The 16,967-nt window shown below is 69.4% G+C and carries 13 protein-coding genes; 11 read left to right on the top strand and 2 right to left on the bottom strand.

Annotated elements, in window-relative coordinates; all coding sequences use genetic code 11:
* Positions 1-41: 41 nt before the first annotated feature.
* Complete coding sequence (locus ACTWQN_RS19140) at positions 42-1,232, bottom strand: FAD-dependent monooxygenase (RefSeq protein ID WP_443204864.1); 1,191 nt, start codon at positions 1,230-1,232, stop codon at positions 42-44.
* Positions 1,233-1,318: 86 nt separating this feature from the next.
* Here ACTWQN_RS19140 and ACTWQN_RS19135 point away from each other — a divergent pair, with 86 nt between their 5' ends.
* The 9 genes from ACTWQN_RS19135 (at position 1,319) to ACTWQN_RS19095 (ending at position 13,969) form a co-directional block, all read left to right on the top strand.
* On the top strand, positions 1,319-1,849 hold the full coding sequence (locus ACTWQN_RS19135; RefSeq protein ID WP_443204863.1) for a TetR/AcrR family transcriptional regulator: 531 nt from the start codon (positions 1,319-1,321) through the stop codon (positions 1,847-1,849).
* A gap of 84 nt (positions 1,850-1,933) precedes the next feature.
* Complete coding sequence (locus ACTWQN_RS19130) at positions 1,934-3,466, top strand: fatty acyl-CoA synthetase (RefSeq protein WP_443204862.1); 1,533 nt, start codon at positions 1,934-1,936, stop codon at positions 3,464-3,466.
* A 333-nt stretch (positions 3,467-3,799) separates the two neighbouring features.
* Complete coding sequence (locus ACTWQN_RS19125; RefSeq protein ID WP_443204861.1) at positions 3,800-4,831, top strand: methionine synthase; 1,032 nt, start codon at positions 3,800-3,802, stop codon at positions 4,829-4,831.
* Between the two features lie 76 nt (positions 4,832-4,907).
* On the top strand, positions 4,908-5,312 hold the full coding sequence (locus tag ACTWQN_RS19120) for a hypothetical protein (protein WP_443204860.1): 405 nt from the start codon (positions 4,908-4,910) through the stop codon (positions 5,310-5,312).
* A gap of 9 nt (positions 5,313-5,321) precedes the next feature.
* A complete protein-coding gene (locus ACTWQN_RS19115; RefSeq protein ID WP_443204859.1) occupies positions 5,322-9,275 on the top strand; it encodes a caspase, EACC1-associated type in 3,954 nt (1,317 codons plus the stop codon).
* A gap of 131 nt (positions 9,276-9,406) precedes the next feature.
* Positions 9,407-10,414, top strand: coding sequence for a DUF6461 domain-containing protein (locus ACTWQN_RS19110; RefSeq protein ID WP_443204858.1), 1,008 nt, complete (start codon positions 9,407-9,409; stop codon positions 10,412-10,414).
* A 67-nt stretch (positions 10,415-10,481) separates the two neighbouring features.
* Positions 10,482-11,162, top strand: coding sequence for a hypothetical protein (locus ACTWQN_RS19105; RefSeq protein ID WP_443204857.1), 681 nt, complete (start codon positions 10,482-10,484; stop codon positions 11,160-11,162).
* A gap of 84 nt (positions 11,163-11,246) precedes the next feature.
* Positions 11,247-13,421 (top strand): NAD-dependent DNA ligase LigA, encoded by a 2,175-nt coding sequence (gene ligA / locus ACTWQN_RS19100; RefSeq protein ID WP_443204856.1) that lies wholly within the window; start codon positions 11,247-11,249, stop codon positions 13,419-13,421.
* Positions 13,422-13,447: 26 nt separating this feature from the next.
* Positions 13,448-13,969: a GNAT family N-acetyltransferase gene (locus tag ACTWQN_RS19095; protein ID WP_443204855.1), complete on the top strand. Its 522-nt coding sequence runs from the start codon at positions 13,448-13,450 to the stop codon at positions 13,967-13,969.
* Positions 13,970-13,982: 13 nt separating this feature from the next.
* On the opposite strand, the gene ACTWQN_RS19090 is transcribed toward ACTWQN_RS19095, so the two are convergent.
* Positions 13,983-14,636 (bottom strand): ACT domain-containing protein, encoded by a 654-nt coding sequence (locus ACTWQN_RS19090; protein WP_443204938.1) that lies wholly within the window; start codon positions 14,634-14,636, stop codon positions 13,983-13,985.
* Between the two features lie 411 nt (positions 14,637-15,047).
* Here ACTWQN_RS19090 and gatC point away from each other — a divergent pair, with 411 nt between their 5' ends.
* Positions 15,048-15,347, top strand: coding sequence for an Asp-tRNA(Asn)/Glu-tRNA(Gln) amidotransferase subunit GatC (gatC, locus tag ACTWQN_RS19085; protein ID WP_443204854.1), 300 nt, complete (start codon positions 15,048-15,050; stop codon positions 15,345-15,347).
* A 73-nt stretch (positions 15,348-15,420) separates the two neighbouring features.
* Positions 15,421-16,950 (top strand): Asp-tRNA(Asn)/Glu-tRNA(Gln) amidotransferase subunit GatA, encoded by a 1,530-nt coding sequence (gene gatA / locus ACTWQN_RS19080; protein ID WP_443204853.1) that lies wholly within the window; start codon positions 15,421-15,423, stop codon positions 16,948-16,950.
* Positions 16,951-16,967 lie beyond the last annotated feature (17 nt).

The following is a 16,967-nucleotide window of genomic DNA, read 5'->3' as shown; positions in this document are numbered from 1 at the left end:
GACGTTGCGTCCCGCGTCGCCCTTCGATTCCCGCGCGGCGCCTACGAGGCCGGGGCGTACTCGCGGAGGTCCACCGCGTTGGCCGCGCGGCGAATGTCCTTGGACAACGTGTTGGCCTTCGGCAGGTAGGGCAGGAGGCGGAACAGTTGGTTGCGCAGCCACAGGCCCGAGCGGGTCTTCGGAATCAGCGTCTTCGCCCCATCCGTGGCCATCTTCTGGTTCAACGCCACGTAATTCCGCATTTCCGCCTGGTAGCGGCGGAACGCGACGTGGTGGTCGCCGCCTGCGGCGAACAGCTCACCAGCCAGCAGGTAGGCGCCGACCATTGCCAGACTGGAGCCCTGGCCGGACAGCGGGGACGGGCAGTAGCCCGCGTCGCCGAGCAACACCACCCGGCCCCGCGCCCAGTCGCCCAGGTGGATCTGCGTGATCGAGTCGAAGTAGAAGTCCGGTGCTTGCTGGGCTGCTTCCAGCAGGCGGGGCACGATCCAGCGTTCACCGGCGAAAGCCTTGTCCAACAAGGCCAGTTGGGCCTGCGGGTCGCGGTGGTCGAAGCGCAGTTCCGGTGATTTGAAGCCGAGGATCGCTTTCGCACCGGGGTCGGTTCGCGCTTGGTATGACCCGGCCAGCTTGCCCGGCACGTTGTACAACGCGACCCAGCGGTCCAAATCGAGGAAGTTGTCCGTGCTGAAGATCGAGACGTGGTAGCCGAGGTATCGGCGGAAGCTGGACTCCGGGCCGAACACCAGCCGCCGGACGTTGGAGTGCAGACCGTCGGCGCCGACCACGAGGTCGAACCGCCGCGGCGCATGGTGCTCGAACGTCACGTGGACCCCGTCGCCGTCCTGCTCGACGGCAGTGATCGAATCGCCGAAGAAGTACTCGGCACCGCTGGTGCGCTCGTAGAGGATGCGGCCCAGCGTGCCGCGCATGATCTCGATGTCGCCTTCGCTGCTCACCAGCTCGTCCATGCGAACTTCCGCGAGCGACCGGCCCGAAGCATCGACGGCGCTCATGCCGCGCACGCCGGTGTGTGCTTCCCGGAGTTCGGCCAAGACGCCCATCCGTTTGGCCACCGTGACCGCCGCACCGCGGAGGTCGACGGCGTAGCCGCCGTCGCGCATCGCCGGGGCCCGTTCCACCACGGTCGGGTTGAAACCGTACTTGTGCAGCCAGAACGCCAGCGCGGGTCCGGCGATGCTGGCGCCGGAGATCAGGATGTTCTTCCCCATGCGTCCCAAGCTAGCCCAGTTACTTACCGGTCGGCAAGTAATTTACTGGTCGGCAAGCACTAGGATCGTCGGAGAGGAGGACGCCGATGCCGAGGACACGGGTCGACACCAGGGCGGAGATCCGCGCGGTCGCCGCGGAACTGTTCACCCGCCAGGGGTTCGAGAAGACCAGCCTGCGGGAGGTCGCCGAGCGGCTCGGCATCACCAAAGCCGCGCTGTACTACCACTTTCCGTCCAAGGCCGACCTGATGCGCGGCATCGTGCAGCCGCTGGTCGACGAGATCGAGGAGCTGTTGGCGGACCGCGAGGCGGCCGACGGGGCCGATCCGCGGCAGTTCCTGGCCGACTACTTCGACGTGATCCTGCGGTATCGGCAGGTTTTCGAGCTGATGATCCGAGATGTCGCGGCGCTGGCGCAGCTCGATCTGCTGCACCAGATGCTCGCCTGGCGCGACCGGATCTACCGCATGCTGGTCGGCCCTGATGCGTCGCCAGCGCAGATCGCGCGGGCGACCGTCGCGATCGGCGGGTTGCAGGACTGCGCTCTCACCGAGGCGGCGGTGGATGAGTTCCGCGACGCCGCACTCGATGCCGCCTACGCCGCGCTAGGCCGGTGATCTGGTCCTGGGCGCCAGACGTGCTGGTGTGCGGGCGCGATTCGCCGTTAGTGTCTGGGATCACGCGGTGGAGTGGGAGGGCTCATGCTCGATCTTCGTGCCAGCACGGTCGCCGATGTGTTGCGCCGCAGTGCCGCGCGAGTCCCGGACCGGGAGGCGCTGCGATTCGTCGACAGTGCCGGAGGGGAACGGGTTTGGACCTACGCCGAACTCGATGCCGCCGTCACCCGCGCCGCCGGTGCGCTGCTCGCCGCCGGTGCGCGCCGGGGTGACCGGATCGCGGCGTACGGCCGGAACTCCGACGCCTACCTGATCGGATTCCTCGCCTGCGCCCGAGCGGGTCTGGTGCACGTGCCGATCAACTACAACCTGACCTCCGGTGAACTGGCCTACCTGCTGGAGCAGTCCGGCAGCTGCATCGCGCTGGTGGACCCGGCGCTGGCCGACAAGCTCGCCGAAGTCCGCTCCAGCACATCGGTCGAGTGCGTGATCCCGTTGCGCGACAGCGCGGATTCGCTGCTGGCGCAGTGCGTCGATGGGCCCGTGCCGGAGCTCGACGTGGCGGTCGCCGACGACGACCTGGTGCAGCTGCTCTACACCTCGGGGACGACCTCGCAGCCCAAGGGCGCGATGATGACCCATCGCGCGCTGCTGCACGAGTACGTGTCCTGCGTGGTCGCGTTGGACTTGACCGAGGACGATCGGCCGCTGCACGTGATGCCGCTCTACCACTCGGCGCAGCTGCACGTGTTCCTGGTGCCGAACCTGATGATCGGCGCCACCAACCGGTTGGTGGAGGTGCCCGACCCGACCGACGTCCTGCGCCGGATCGAAGGCGAGCGGATCAGTTCGTTCTTCGCCGCGCCGACGGTGTGGGTGGCGCTGGCCAACCACGCCGATTTCGCCACCCGCGACCTGAAAACGCTGCGCAAGGCCTACTACGGAGCATCGATCATGCCCGGCCCGGTGCTGCGGCGACTGCGGGAACACCTGCCGGAGCTCGGTTTCTACAACTGCTTCGGACAGTCCGAGATCGCTCCACTCGCGACGGTGCTGCGCCCGGAGGAGCACGACGAACGGCCGGATTCCGCCGGGCGGCCGGTGCTGTTCGTCGAGGCGTTGGTGGTCGACGAGCAGGGTGCGGAGGTCGAGCCTGGGGAGTTGGGCGAGATCGTCTACCGGTCACCGCAGCTGTGCACCGGGTACTGGAACAAGCCGGAGGAGACCGCCGAGGCGTTCCGCTGCGGCTGGTTCCACTCCGGTGACCTGGTGCGACGCGATGCGGCGGGCTACTACTTCGTCGTCGACCGGATCAAGGACGTGATCAACACCGGTGGGGTGCTGGTGGCCTCCCGCGAGGTGGAGGACGCGCTGTACACCCACCCGGCGGTGGCCGAGGTGGCGGTGATCGCGGTGCCCGATCCGAAGTGGATCGAGCGGATCGCGGCGGTCGTGGTCGCCAAGTCCGAGGTGACCGAGGCGGCGCTGCTCGAACACGCGCGCCAGAGCCTGGCCGGGTTCAAGGTGCCCAAGGAGATCCGCTTCGTCGACGACCTGCCGCGCAACAGCGCTGGCAAGCTCCTCAAGCGCGTGCTGCGCACCGAATTCACCGACTAGGAAGGCGCGCTGGGTTCGGCAGCGCGCGGTCGCGAGTGGAAATGCAGGTTCCCGCCAAAGCGATCACCCACGAGCCGCACGGCGTTGGGGTGACAGGAAGGTTCCCATCCTCGCGGCCGGACAGGGACCGTTGACCGGGTGTTGACAGGAAGGTTCCCTTGCTCGCGGATCGGGCAAGCGCGTGCGCGATCCGGTGCAGCGTCACGCACGGCAATTCGCACTCCCTCCAACACCCGGACCCGACGACTTCGACGTTCACCACCAACCGGTGGCCGGGTACGTGGTGGCGGCGCCCGGTCGGGCGGTTGGTGGTGGGGCGTCGATAATGGCCGGGTGAATGACGCAGCTTGGGGACCCGGCGTGGCCACCGCCATCGGGTCGATGCCCGGCACCGATCCGGTGGAGGTCGCGCGCACGGTCGTCGGCGAACTGCCCGACCTGACGCCCTTCCCGGAACTACCGGGGCGCGGGGTCGGCGCCGACATGTTGGGCCGCACCGCCGGATTGCTGGTCGACCTCGCCGTCGAGGTGGTGCCCTCGGGCTACCGGGTCGCCGCCCACCCAGGCCGGGACCACCGCCGCGCCGTCGACCTGCTGCGCTGGGATCTCGACGCGGTCGAGCAGGCCGCCGCCGAAGCGGGCGCACCGCGGGTGGTGAAGGTGCAGGCGGCAGGCCCGTGGACGCTGTCCGCCGGGATCGAGCTGCTGCGCGGACACCGGGTGCTGACCGATCCCGGCGCGCTGCGCGACTTCACCGAATCGCTGACCGAAGGCCTGATCGCGCACACCGAGCGGGTCGCCGCCCGCACCGGCTCCCGGATCGTCGTGCAGCTCGACGAACCCGCGCTGCCCGCCGTGCTGGCCGGATCGCTGCCCACACCCTCCGGCTACGGCAAAGTGCCCGCCGTCCCGGAACCGGACGTGCAGCGGCTGCTGACCGAGGTGATCGAGAAGCTCGCGGTGGCGACTGGATCGCCGGTCGTGGTGCACTGCTGCGCGGCCCGCCCGCCGGTGGCGCTGCTGCGCCGCGCCGGTGCCGGGGCGATCGCGCTGGACGCCACCAGGCTCGGTGCCGTGTCCGGCGCACTGGCCGACGAACTCGGCGAGGCCTGGGAAGAGGGCACCGCCCTGTTCCTCGGCCTGGTTCCGAGCACCGAACCGACCGGTGAAACCCGCCCGCGCCAGCTCGCCCAACCCGCCTTCGATCTGGCGTCCCGCCTCGGCTTCGCCCGCCGCGCACTGGCCGAGCGCAGCGTGCCCACCCCGACCTGCGGACTAGCCGCCGCGACCCCCGCCTGGTCCCGCCGCGCGATCAGCCTCACCCGAGACCTCGCGAACCTCTTCGCCGACGAAGCCGACCAGTAGCGATCGGGCCTTCCGGCGCTGGTCGATCGGTTATCGTGGGGAAGATCGAGAAGCGCTGGACGCGGAAGGTTGCGAGATGGCCCGCTGGCTGGTCGGTTTCGACCTACCCGAGGACACCCCGGAGCGGCTGGAGAACCTGACGCAGCGGCTGCTCACCGAGCTGCGCGAGGTGGGGGCGGTCCGGGTGGATCGGGTGCGCGGCCAAGGCGCGGACGGCACGAAGTCCGGTGCCGCGCCGGAAATCGGACGACTCGTGCTCAGCGGCGTGTTCTCGGCGGCCACCGCGGCTGCTTTCGCCAAGATCATGGCCGCCCGCTTCGAGCAGGCCAAGGCTCGCCGCGTCAGCATCGAGAAGGACGGCGAGAAGGTGGACATCGAGGGCCTGTCGACCAAGGACCAGCACCTGCTGGTGGAAACCATCGCGGCCAAACTTCGCGACGACCCGTCACCGGAAGCCGAATCCTCAGCCGGGCCGCAGTAGGAGATCGGCATGCCAGGTCGTCGGGTGGCGCTGCTGGTCGCCACTTCGATGTACGGCGACCCCGGCCTGCGCGGCCTGCGCGCACCCGCCGGGGAGGCCGAGGAGCTGAAGCGGGTTCTCGAAACCCAGGGCGGTTTCGACGACGTCGATGTGCTGCGCAACGAGTCCAAGAGCCGGATCGAGTACGAGATCGAGGAGGTCTTCGGCTCCGCAGGGCCGGACGACCAGGTTCTGCTCTACATGTCCTGTCACGGGTTGCGCAACGATCGCGGCCAGTTGCTGTTCGCCGCCTGCAACACCGAGTTGGCGCACGTCGAATCCACTGCGGTCGGTTCGGACTTCGTGCGGTCCCAGCTGAACGTCTCGCAAGCGGGGATGAAGGTGCTGCTGCTGGACTGCTGCTACAGCGGCGCGTTCTCGGTCGGACTGGTCCCCAAAGCAGCGGATGAGGTCGATCTGCGCGAGTTGGTGGGTCAGGGCACTTGCGTGCTCACAGCGACCAGTTCGTTCGAGTACGCCTTCGAAGGTGGCGAATTCACCGGTACCGATGCGATGCCGTCTTCGCTTTTCACCCGTGCTGTCCTGGACGGGATTCGCTCGGGTGCCGCCGATGCCGACGGAGACGGGTTGATCAGCACTGATGAGCTGTACCGGTACGTGCGCCGGGAACTCGCCGGGCGGCAGACCCCGTGGTTGGAAAGCCGGATGGTCGGCAGCTTCTACATCGCCCGGACCGCTTCGACCGCCCCGGAGGCGATTCGGCCCCTGAACCCCGCGACCCAGCAGCCGATCCGGCGCCTGCTGGAACATCCGACCGCACAGCAGAACGGACCGGCGGGTTGCACGCTGCGCGTGGTCGTCGGATCGGACGTCGACGGGCAGCCGTTCCTGTTGAACCTCGATGAACCGCACAACCACCTGGCGGTTGTCGGAGCCACGCAGTCGGGCAAGAGCCAGTTCGTGCGGCTGCTGCTGCTCGCCTTGGCGCTCGACTCGGATCCGGCCGAAGTGCGGTTCCACATCATCGACTCCGAAGCCCGTTTCGGTGCTTTCGCGCAAATTCCGCACGTGCGCGCGGTGCTCGGCCCGGACCAGCGCACGCACATCGAGCGGCTGGTGGAGGCCGCGGAACGGGAGATCGCGCAGCGCCGTGCGATGTTTCGCACAGCCGGGTTCGAAACACTGGTGGATTTCCGCGCGGCCCGGCGCAACCGCGATCTGCCCACCGATGACGAACAGCCGGACGTCTTCCTGGTGATAGACCGGTGGGAAGCCTTCGCCGACGAAAACCCATCACTGGTACCGCGCGTGGAGCGGATCGCCGACCAAGGAACCAGCTTCGGCGTGCACCTGGTCGTAACGGCGCGGTCCTGGTCCAAGATCCCGGACGAGATCCGCCAACACCTGCGCGGCCGGGTCGAATTCGCGCCGGGTCGATCGGCGCACGCTTCGTCGCACGGGGGTTCTTTCCAAGTCGCGGTTCCCACATCGGGCGATCTTGGCGTCCAGCACCGGGGCATGCTCTCGCTGATCGAGGACGTCGCCGGAGGCCGTGAACAGCACACGCGAACCTTCGACCCGCGGCGGATCCTCGGCGTCGACGTGACGACGTTCGATCCGTCGAGCGCCTGGCGCGCCCCGGACACCCCGGACTGGCTGCGCGTCCCGATCGGACTGGACGAATTCGGCAGGCCGGTGCACCTCGATCTGAAGCCCGCCGCGGCAGGTGGTGCGGGCCCGCACGGGATGATCGTCGGTCAGCCGGGCTCCGGTGCCAGCCAGACGTTGGCCTCGCTGCTCCTCCTGCTGATGTTGACCCACTCGCCGAGCGAGCTGAACGTCGCTGCGCTGCGCGGACTGCCGTACGACCCCTACCAGGAGCTCGTCAGAATGCCGCATGTCGCGGCCCACCTGGACGTTTCGTCGTTCGCCGATTCCAAAGCCGAGCTGAACCGGAGGCTCAAGGACATCCGCCGTGAGGTGGCCCGTCGGCGCAACAGCCACCACGGCGCCCCGGAGAGGCCCAGGATGGTGGTCGCGATCCACAACTTCGTCGAGGCGCTGGCGCACCAGAAAGATGCGGCTGAACAGCTGCGCGAGGTGATGGCGCTCGGCGCGGAGGTTGGCGTCCACGTCGTCCTGCTCGCCCACAGCCTCGCCGACAGCAGGTTCCCGGAGATCGAAGAGCGCTGCAGCTTCCGGATTGTGCACCGCACCGCCAACGATCAGGATTCCGCAGCTGTGTTGGGTACGTCGGCGGCTGCCGAATTGGACCCCAGCACGCCTGGCTCCGGGTTCTTGCTGACACGGGGCGGACCTGCGACGAAGTTCCGAGCCTGGATCCCGGGCGAAAGCTGGTGGGCCGACCTGGTGGCGCGGATCAACGAAGCGGTCCCGGTGCGTGCCGCGCAACTGCACTCACCGCTGGCGGAACCGTTCGGACTCGGCGAGCTGGTGGGCACCCCGATGCGGACCGAACGCGGCTTGTCGGCGGTGGACTTCGAGCGCCACACCGAGGTCCCGATCGGTCTGGTGGACGTCGCCGAAGAGGGACGCACCGAAGTGCTCATGGTTGCGGTCGGCCAGAACATCGCCATCGGCGGCGGTCCGTTCTCCGGCAAGTCATTCCTCGCTCGAACCGTGGTCCTGTCCATGGCGTTGACGCACACGCCCGAGGAGCTGCGGTTCTACTTCATCGGGATGGGGCACGGGTACTCCTGCGGCGACGTGCTGTCGGAACTGCCGCACGTATGCGCGGTCGCGTCCGGCGATGACCAGGAGCTGGTCGGCGTGGTGATCCGCGATCTCCTCGCACTGCTCGACGCCCGAAGGCGGCAGGGCGCCGCGGGACACCACGAGGTGATTCTCGTGGTCGAGCAGTGGGACAGCATTGCCAGGCTCTTCTCCTGGTTGGTCTCCGACCTCGCCCAACTTGCCCGATTTGGCCCCGCCCACGGGATTCAGGTGATCATTTGCTCGGACGTGTGGTCGGCCGAGGATCGGGACCTGACCGACCAGTGCCCGACTCGGCTGCACCTCGGCGACGACTCGCCAGGAGTCGGCGCGGCCGGCGACCGCGTTTTCCGCGCCGCACTGCCCTGGGTCGACCCGGACGCCGACCTGGAACCCCAGTCGGAGAACACGCGCCTGTTGGCCCGCAAGATCGCGCAGCTGTGGACCGGGCCGCAGGTGCCGAGACTTTCCCTGCCGCCGTCGCTGGTGGCCTACGAGGAGGCCGCGGCCCTCGGCAGCCCGAACATCGTGCTGGGCAGGCTCGCCGGGCTCGACCGGTGGGCGGAACTCGATCTGGGCGGCCGGACCTCGCACCTGCTGTGCCTGGGCGAGCCAGGCTCGGGGAAGACGAACCTGCTCCGCGTGGTGCTCAGCGAGCTCGTCCGGTTGTACTCGCCGGAGGAGTACAACGCCATCATCATCGATCCGAAACGGGGCTTGCTCGGCGAATTCGACGGCCCGCCGTTCCGCTACGCGGCGGTGCGCGAAGACTTCGAACGCGTGCTGCACGAGACGGTCGCCCGAATCGAGCAACGTCTCGATGACCAAGGGAACCCGCATCGGAAGGTCTTCCGGGCCATGTCCGACTCCCAGCAGGTCTTCCTCGTCCTCTCCGATTTCGAGCTGATATCGGACCGCTCCGGATTGACCGGGCGAGATGTGGTGCACTCCGATGTGTTCAACAGGCTGACGAGACTGCTCGAATACGGACCGGAGATCGGGTTCCACCTGATCGTCACCCGAAACTCGATCAACATCGGGGATGCGCTGCGCAAGGGCTCGCTCGGCGGGCTTCGCTCAGCTGGGTGCGCAACCGTGGTGCTCAGCAGCGGAGACGGCGAGCGTGAGATCCTGCCCGGGGTTGGACCGACACCCCGGTCACCGGGACGCGGTCGCTACCTGCTGGATGGCACCGGCGGGACGATCCAGCTCGCATACCACGCGAAGTGATCACCTTCGAAATTGATCGTCCAAATTGGACCAACCTGCCCCAGGGCGGGTCACCGCATCGGGTTCAAGGTCGGATAGGTCTTTTTCGGAATCGGCCGTGCGGAAGTCGTTGCGCTGGTAGGAAGAGCTGCGTGGGCAGTTACTGCGTCAGCGAGCTCGATCGAACCGGGTGGATCCGGCGGAGCATCATCCAGGAGGCGGCGTGCTTGACCTTCGTGCGGGGCGACGACCTCAACCGGGTAGCTGAGGCCTTCGGCGGGGTTGCCGGGTTCGGTCGGCTGCTGGACATCGGCGAGTTCTGCGAAGAGGCGTTCGTCCACCAGGAAAAGCACCCCATGATCGCGCTGCGGCAGCTCGGCGACTGGGTGCTGGTCGTGGAGGACAGCGGTCGGCAGGGGCAGCGGCCGGAGGTGCTGCGCCGCGCCGCGCGTTTCGCCGCGGTGTCGGTGTTCTGGGACGCCTGCGCGCTGACCAGGTTCTCCTACGCGGTCGACGGCGACGTCCGGACCTCCTTCGAGGCGGTGCTGCCGGAGTACCGGGAGGGCGCCGAACCGGACGGGCTGGAAGCCGTCCGCGCTGGTTTGCCCTGGTCGCAGGCCGATCCGGTGATGCTGATGCTGGCGTTGGCCGGGCGGCTGACGGGACTTCCACCGAATCCAGGTTGGCTCGCCGGTGACTTCCACACCTTCCCGGTCGCACCGTGGCCCGATGATCTGGTCGCCGTCCCGAACCCGTTGGACAACGTTGTCGGTTACCCGATCGAGCTGATCACGGCGCTGCGGACCGCCGCCGAACACGTCCGCAGGCGGGCCGCCGCGGCGGCGGCGCGGTACGTGCTGGCCATCGCCGACTGCCTCGACCATCCCGTGGTGCGGCGCACCCTGTCGTCGATGACCAGCGGATTCTCGATCGACCGAAGCGTGCTCGGCGCAGTGGTGCGGGAGTGGACCTGGCAGAGCACCCGGCACCGCCGCAGCAGCAAGGTTCGCGACCAGCTGCGCGCGGTGGAGGTGCTGCGGCAGGCGACCCACGAGGACTCGCTGACCGCGCTGGTCAACGTGCTGGTGGGGGCCCGCCACGTGCGCGGTGTGGATACCGGCGAGCTCGCCCGCGTCGTCGCCACGGCACTGGCCTCGTGAGTGCTCGCCGCGGTGCGAACCGGGTTTTCGGCCACGAGCCCGCACCGCGCCAGGCACAATGGCGGACATGTTCAGGTTCCTCCGCCGTCGCGACGCGGCAGACAGCGCCGAACCGGTCGATGTCCACGCCGAGGCGGCCGCGCGTGCCGAGCAGTTCTGGCAGCGGTGGGACGACCTGCTGCCCGAGATCGCTTCGGCGCTCGGCGACAGCGTGCCGCAGCGGATCGAGAGCCTGGTGGCCGAGGCCGTCGCCGCGGTGCACCCCAACCTGACCTTCGCCATCGAGCACGGCGAGCAGGCCGTCTACGCGCTGGTCGTCAGCAGCCAGGCCGACCCGGACCTGCGGCCCTACACCGACGCCTGGATGGCCGCCGCCCCGGCGGCCGACACGGTGTGGGAGTACCACGACGCGGTGCCGCCGGTGCCGGACCCGACCGAGGTCACCGTGAACTTGCGGGGCGAGAAGTACCCGCTGGCCGATGTGCGGGTCGTCGCGCAGGTCGACGAGGCCGAAGGCCTGGTCGACGTCGCCGTCTACCACCCCGGCTTCCGCGGGCTGGACGACAGCACCCGGCGGGCGCTGACCTTCCTGCCGCTGGATGCCACGCTCGGCGAGCGGTTGGCGGCCGACCGGCTGGGTCGGGTCGAGACCGCCGAGCGCGAACCGGAAGGCACGATCGGCCTGCTCGAACTCCGCGAGCTGGTCCGCGAGCTCGACCGCACCGCGTCCGCTGCTGAGGGGTCGTGAGGTAGCCAAAACCGGTTTTCCCCACCCACGACACCCGACAAGCCGCTGCGTGCCGTTGTCTGGGCAGGTCGCTAGTCTCGGGGCGTGACCAGCAAGGACGTGGACGACCGCCGCAACCTCGACGACACCGAGGAGCACGTGCCCGACGATCCCGCAGCGGGCCGGGCCGCGGAAGGCGTCGAGGACGTGCCCGCCGAGGTGCGCGAGCGCTACGCGGACCTCGCTGAGGAAGTTCGCGGCCACCAGTTCCGCTACTACGTGCTGGATTCGCCGACGATCTCCGACGGCGAGTTCGACGAGTTGTTCGCCGAGTTGCAGCGCATGGAGGCGGAGCACCCCGCGCTGCAGGCCCCGGATTCGCCCACGCAGGTCGTCGGGGGCACCTTCTCCACCGAGTTCACCCCGGTCGCGCACCTCGAACGGATGCTGAGCCTGGACAACGCCTTCAGCACCGAGGAACTGCAGGCCTGGGTGGACCGGGTGCAACGCGAGGTCGGCGACGACGCGCACTTCCTGTGCGAGCTGAAGATCGACGGCCTGGCCATCAACCTGCTGTACCGGGACGGGCGGCTGGAGCGCGCCCTGACCCGCGGCGACGGCCGCACCGGTGAGGACGTGACGCTCAACGTCCGCACCATGGGCGAGGTCCCGGAGCAGCTGACCGGCACCGAGCAGTACCCGGTGCCGGGTCTGGTGGAGGTCCGCGGCGAGGTGTTCTTCCGGGTCGACGAGTTCGCCGAGCTCAACGCCAAGCTCGTCGAGGCGGAAAAACCCCCGTTCGCCAATCCGCGCAACGCCGCCGCCGGGTCGCTGCGGCAGAAGGACCCGCGGATCAGCCGCACCCGGCCGCTGCGGCTGATCTGCCACGGCCTGGGCAAGCGGGACGGTTTCGATCCCAGCCGCCAGTCCGAGTCGTACGCGGCGCTGAAGGCGTGGGGCCTGCCGGTGTCCGAGCACACGGTCGTGCTGTCCACTATGGACGAACTGGTCGCGCACATCGACTACTGGGGCAAGCACCGCGACTCCGCGGAACACGAGATCGACGGCGTCGTGATCAAGGTCGACGAGGTGCCGTTGCAGCGCCGACTCGGCACCACCTCCCGCGCGCCGCGCTGGGCCATCGCCTACAAGTACCCGCCGGAGCAGGCCACCACGAGACTGCTGGACATCCAGGTCAACGTCGGCCGCACCGGCCGCGTCACACCGTTCGCCGTGATGGAGCCGGTCAAGGTCGCCGGTTCGACGGTGTCGATGGCGACCCTGCACAACGCCGACGAAGTCCGCCGCAAGGGCGTGCTGATCGGCGACCGGGTGGTGATCCGCAAGGCCGGTGACGTGATCCCCGAGGTGCTCGGCCCGGTGGTCGACGTGCGCACCGGCAACGAGCGCGAGTTCACCATGCCGACCGTGTGCCCGGAGTGCGGTTGGGTGCTCTCGCAGCAGAAGGAAGGCGACGTCGACCTGCGCTGCCCGAACGCCCAGGGCTGTCCAGCCCAGCGGCGCGAGCGGTTGTTCTACCTGGCCAGCCGTCGGGTGCTGGACATCGAGGTCCTCGGCTACGAGGCGGCCGCCGCGCTGCTGGCCGCCGGGGTGGTGGAGGACGAGGGCGACATCTTCGACCTCGACGAGCCGAAGCTGCTCAAGACCGCGTTGTTCCGCACCAAGGAAGGCAACCTGTCGGCCAACGGCGCCAAGCTGCTCGCCAACCTGGCGACCGCCAAGCAGAAACCGCTGTGGCGGGTGCTGGTGGCGCTGTCGATCCGGCACGTCGGGCCGACCGCCGCGCAGGCGCTGGCCCGCGAATTCGGCTCGCTGGACCGGATCGAGGCGGCGTCGGAGGAGGAGTTGGCGGCCACCGACGGCGTTGGGCCGACGATCGCGGCCGCGGTGCGCGAGTGGTTCGAGGTCGACTGGCACCGCGAGGTGGTGCGCAAGTGGCGGGCCGCCGGGGTGCGGATGGCCGACGAGCGCGACGAGTCGATTCCGCGCACTCTCGAAGGCCTTTCCATCGTGGTCACCGGCACGCTGCAGACCTTCTCCCGCGACGAAGCCAAGGAGCTGATCATGGCGCGGGGTGGCCGGGCGGCCGGTTCGGTGTCGAAGAAGACCGCGTTCGTCGTGGTCGGTGACGCACCGGGCTCCAAGTACGACAAGGCCGTGCAGCTCAAGGTCCCGGTGCTGGACGAGAACGGCTTCCGGGTCCTGCTCGACGAGGGGCCGGAAGCCGCCGCCGAGCATGCGTTGCCCGTCGAGGATTGAGGCGTGCGCTGGAAAGATCCTCGGGCATGACGATGATTCGGACTGCCCGGCCAGTTGAGTACGAGGCGATCGGTGCCGTCGCCGTGCGCGCTTACACCGAGGCCGGAAACCTGCCGAAAGATATCGACTACGTCGGCGTGCTGCGCGATGCCGCCGACCGGGCGGCGAAGGCGGAGCTGCTCGTCGCGGTCGATGACGACGAGGTTCTCGGCACGGTCACCGTGGTCCAACCCGGCACCGCGTACACGGAACTGGCCGAGCCGGGTGAGCTGGAGGTGCGGATGTTGGCGGTGGCTCCGGAAGCCGCTGGCAACGGCATCGGGCAGGCGTTGGTCGAGGCGGTGATCGACCGGGCTCGCCACGACGAACTGCGGCGGGTCGTGCTCTGCGTCCGGGAGGACGCGGCCCCGGCGCAGCGCCTCTACCGGCGCCTGGGCTTCGAACGCCGCCCCAACCGAGACTGGGAGGTCGCCCCAGGTGTACTCCTGCTCGCCTTCGCCCTGGAACTGGACGTGAACTCCAGAATCCCCAACGGTCAGGTGGTGTGACCGGGGGCTGGCGTCAGCCGTCTAGGACGACTGCGACGATGCCCGCCAGGTGCGCCAGGCGGGCGAGTTCGGCGGCCCGGAACATCGGGCCGCCCGGCCGCCCGGCCAGCAGCACGCGGTCCGGCTTGCCGATCGGGGTCGCGGCCAGTTCGGTGCCCAGCTCCTGCCAGGTTTCCGGCACCCACGGCTCGTCGCCGTCGAGGATCGTGGCCCGCGGCAGCGGCAGCCACGGCAGCTCCAAGTAGCCCTCCTGCGGGGCCGAGGTGCTGGCCGCCAGCTGCTCGGCGCCGCCCGAGCGGTGCCCGAAGACGATCGCCCAACCGGATCTGATGATCTTGGGCACCCCTTCGGCGAAGATCTGCAACCCCCGGCCCGGCTCGGCGGCGATTTCCTCCACCAACTCCAGCTCGCGGTGCGTGTCCAGCACGCCCGCGTACGGCCGGACCGCGTCGACCTCGACGCCCGCGACCGATTCGGCCGCGGTGATCAGCACGTCGGGCAGCCGACCGGAGGGCAGCTCCACCACCAGGTCGTCGATCGCCACGCCGTTGTTGCGCTCGACCACGTCGACGCTGAGGATGTCGGCACCGATCTCGCCGAGCGCGCTCGCCACCGACCCGAGGTTTCCGGGCCGGTCCGGTATCTGCACCCGGATCAGGAAGGACACCGGACTCAACGCCTCCAACTTCGTGCGCGACACCTCGCCGGTCGCGCTGTTCCATCCGCGAGAAGCCGCCACGCAGCGGCTCCTCGTGCGAGGAACTGGCGCTTGAAATTGTGTCAGACGCGGCCCGCTGGCGGTGCCCCTGGCGTCCACGCAGTGGAACGACCTGCGGTTTTCCACCGGTTCCAGGCTCGTTCGTCTGGCGGAACTTCAACCGCCACCTCGCTGTGGGTTCCCCGCCCGCGACGCGTTCAACGCGCGGCGTCGAGTCGGCTTCCCACCCCGACAACGTCCGAGCACCCGCGACAGTGCCGGTGGGAGACGGCAGGCGCCGCCCCCTCCAGGGCTGGGTGCGGGCACGGCCATAGACTGAGCAGTACCCGTGAAACCGGACATGACCAGGGAGCCTTCGCAGTGTCCAAGATCTCCCGCGACGAGGTCGCACACCTCGCCGGCCTGGCGCGGCTGGCCGTCACCGAAGACGAGCTGAACACCTTCGCCGGCCAGCTCGACCAGATCCTCGATGCGGTGGCCAAGGTGGGCGAGGTCGCGGCGGACGACATCCCGCCGACCTCCCACGCCGTGCCGGTGACCAACGTTTTCCGCGAAGACGAGGTGCGGCCGTGCCTGTCGCGCGAGCAGGTGCTCGCGGGGGCGCCCGCAGCCGAAGAAGACCGGTTCCGCGTGCCGCGGATTCTCACCGAGGAGGCCTGATGAGCCACACTTCTGCCGGGGCTCGTCAGGTGCGCCCGGATGCGGGTGTCCCGCAGAGCACCGAGGAGGCCTGATGACGTCGACCGCATCCGGTGGCAGCCTGACCGGGCTGACCGCATCCGAGCTCGCCGCCAAGCTGCAGGCGGGCGAGGTCTCGTCGGTCGAGGTGACGCAGGCGCACCTGGACCGGATCGCCGCCGTGGACGCGGCGGTGCACGCCTTCCTGCACGTCGACGCCGAGGGCGCGCTGGCCGCCGCGCGCCGGGCCGACGCGGATCGCGCCGCGGGCAACGCCGCGTCGCCGCTGACCGGTGTGCCGCTGGCGCTCAAGGACGTGCTGACCACCACCGACATGCCCACCACCTGCGGCTCCAAGATGCTGGAGGGCTGGGTTCCGCCGTACGACGCGACGGTGACGCGCCGCCTGCGCGAGGCGGGCGTGGTGATCGTCGGCAAGACGAACATGGACGAGTTCGCGATGGGTTCGTCCACCGAGAACTCCGCGTACGGCCCGACCCGCAACCCGTGGGACCTGGACCGCATCCCGGGCGGCTCCGGCGGCGGTTCCTCGGCGTCGCTGGCGGCCTTCGAGGTGCCGCTGGCCATCGGCACCGACACCGGCGGCTCGATCCGCCAGCCCGGCGCGGTGACGGGCACGGTCGGCGTCAAGCCCACCTACGGCGGGGTGTCCCGCTACGGTCTCGTCGCGTTCTCCTCGTCGCTGGACCAGCCCGGCCCGTGCGCGCGCACCGTGTTGGACGCCGCCCTGCTGCACGAGGTGATCGCCGGGCACGACCCGATGGACTCCACCTCGATCGACCAGCCGGTGCCGCAGGTCGTCGCGGCCGCCGAGCAGGGCGCCTCCGGTGGTCTGCAGGGCGTGCGCATCGGCGTGGTCCGCGAGTTCTCCGGCGAGGGCTACCAGTCGGGCGTGCAGCGGGCTTTCGAGGCCGCGGTCCAGCAGTTGTCCGCGCTGGGCGCGGAGGTCATCGAGGTCTCCTGCCCGCACTTCGACTACGCGCTACCGGCCTACTACCTGATCGCGCCGAGCGAGTGCTCCTCGAACCTGGCCCGCTTCGACGCGATGCGCTACGGCCTGCGCGTCGGCGACAACGGTGCCCGCAGCGCCGAGGAGGTCATGTCGCTGACCCGCGAGGCCGGGTTCGGGCCCGAGGTGAAGCGGCGCATCATGCTCGGCACCTACGCGCTGTCCTCGGGCTACTACGACGCCTACTACGGCCAGGCGCAGAAGGTGCGGACGCTGATCACCCGCGACTTCACCGCCGCGTTCGAGCAGGTCGACGTGCTGGTGTCGCCGACCACCCCGACCACCGCGTTCAAGATCGGTGAGCGGGTCGACGACCCGATGGCGATGTACCTCGCCGACCTGTGCACCATCCCGTCCAACCTGGCGGGCAACGCCGCCATGAGCGTCCCCTGTGGACTGTCCGATGAGGACGGACTGCCAGTGGGTCTGCAGATCATGGCCCCGGCGATGGCCGACGACCGGCTCTACCGGGTCGGCGCCGCGTACGAGGCCGCGCGCAACGCGGTGCAGGGTGGCCCGCTGATCAACAAGGTGCCCCAGCTGGAGGCGGTATGAGCGGCGCGTCCCCGTCC

Origin of the sequence: Saccharopolyspora antiqui (assembly GCF_052246905.1) — a bacterium.
Taxonomy (GTDB): Bacteria; Actinomycetota; Actinomycetes; order Mycobacteriales; family Pseudonocardiaceae; genus Saccharopolyspora.
Note: the sequence above shows the minus strand (reverse complement) of the source record. Positions and strands in the feature narration are given on the sequence as shown.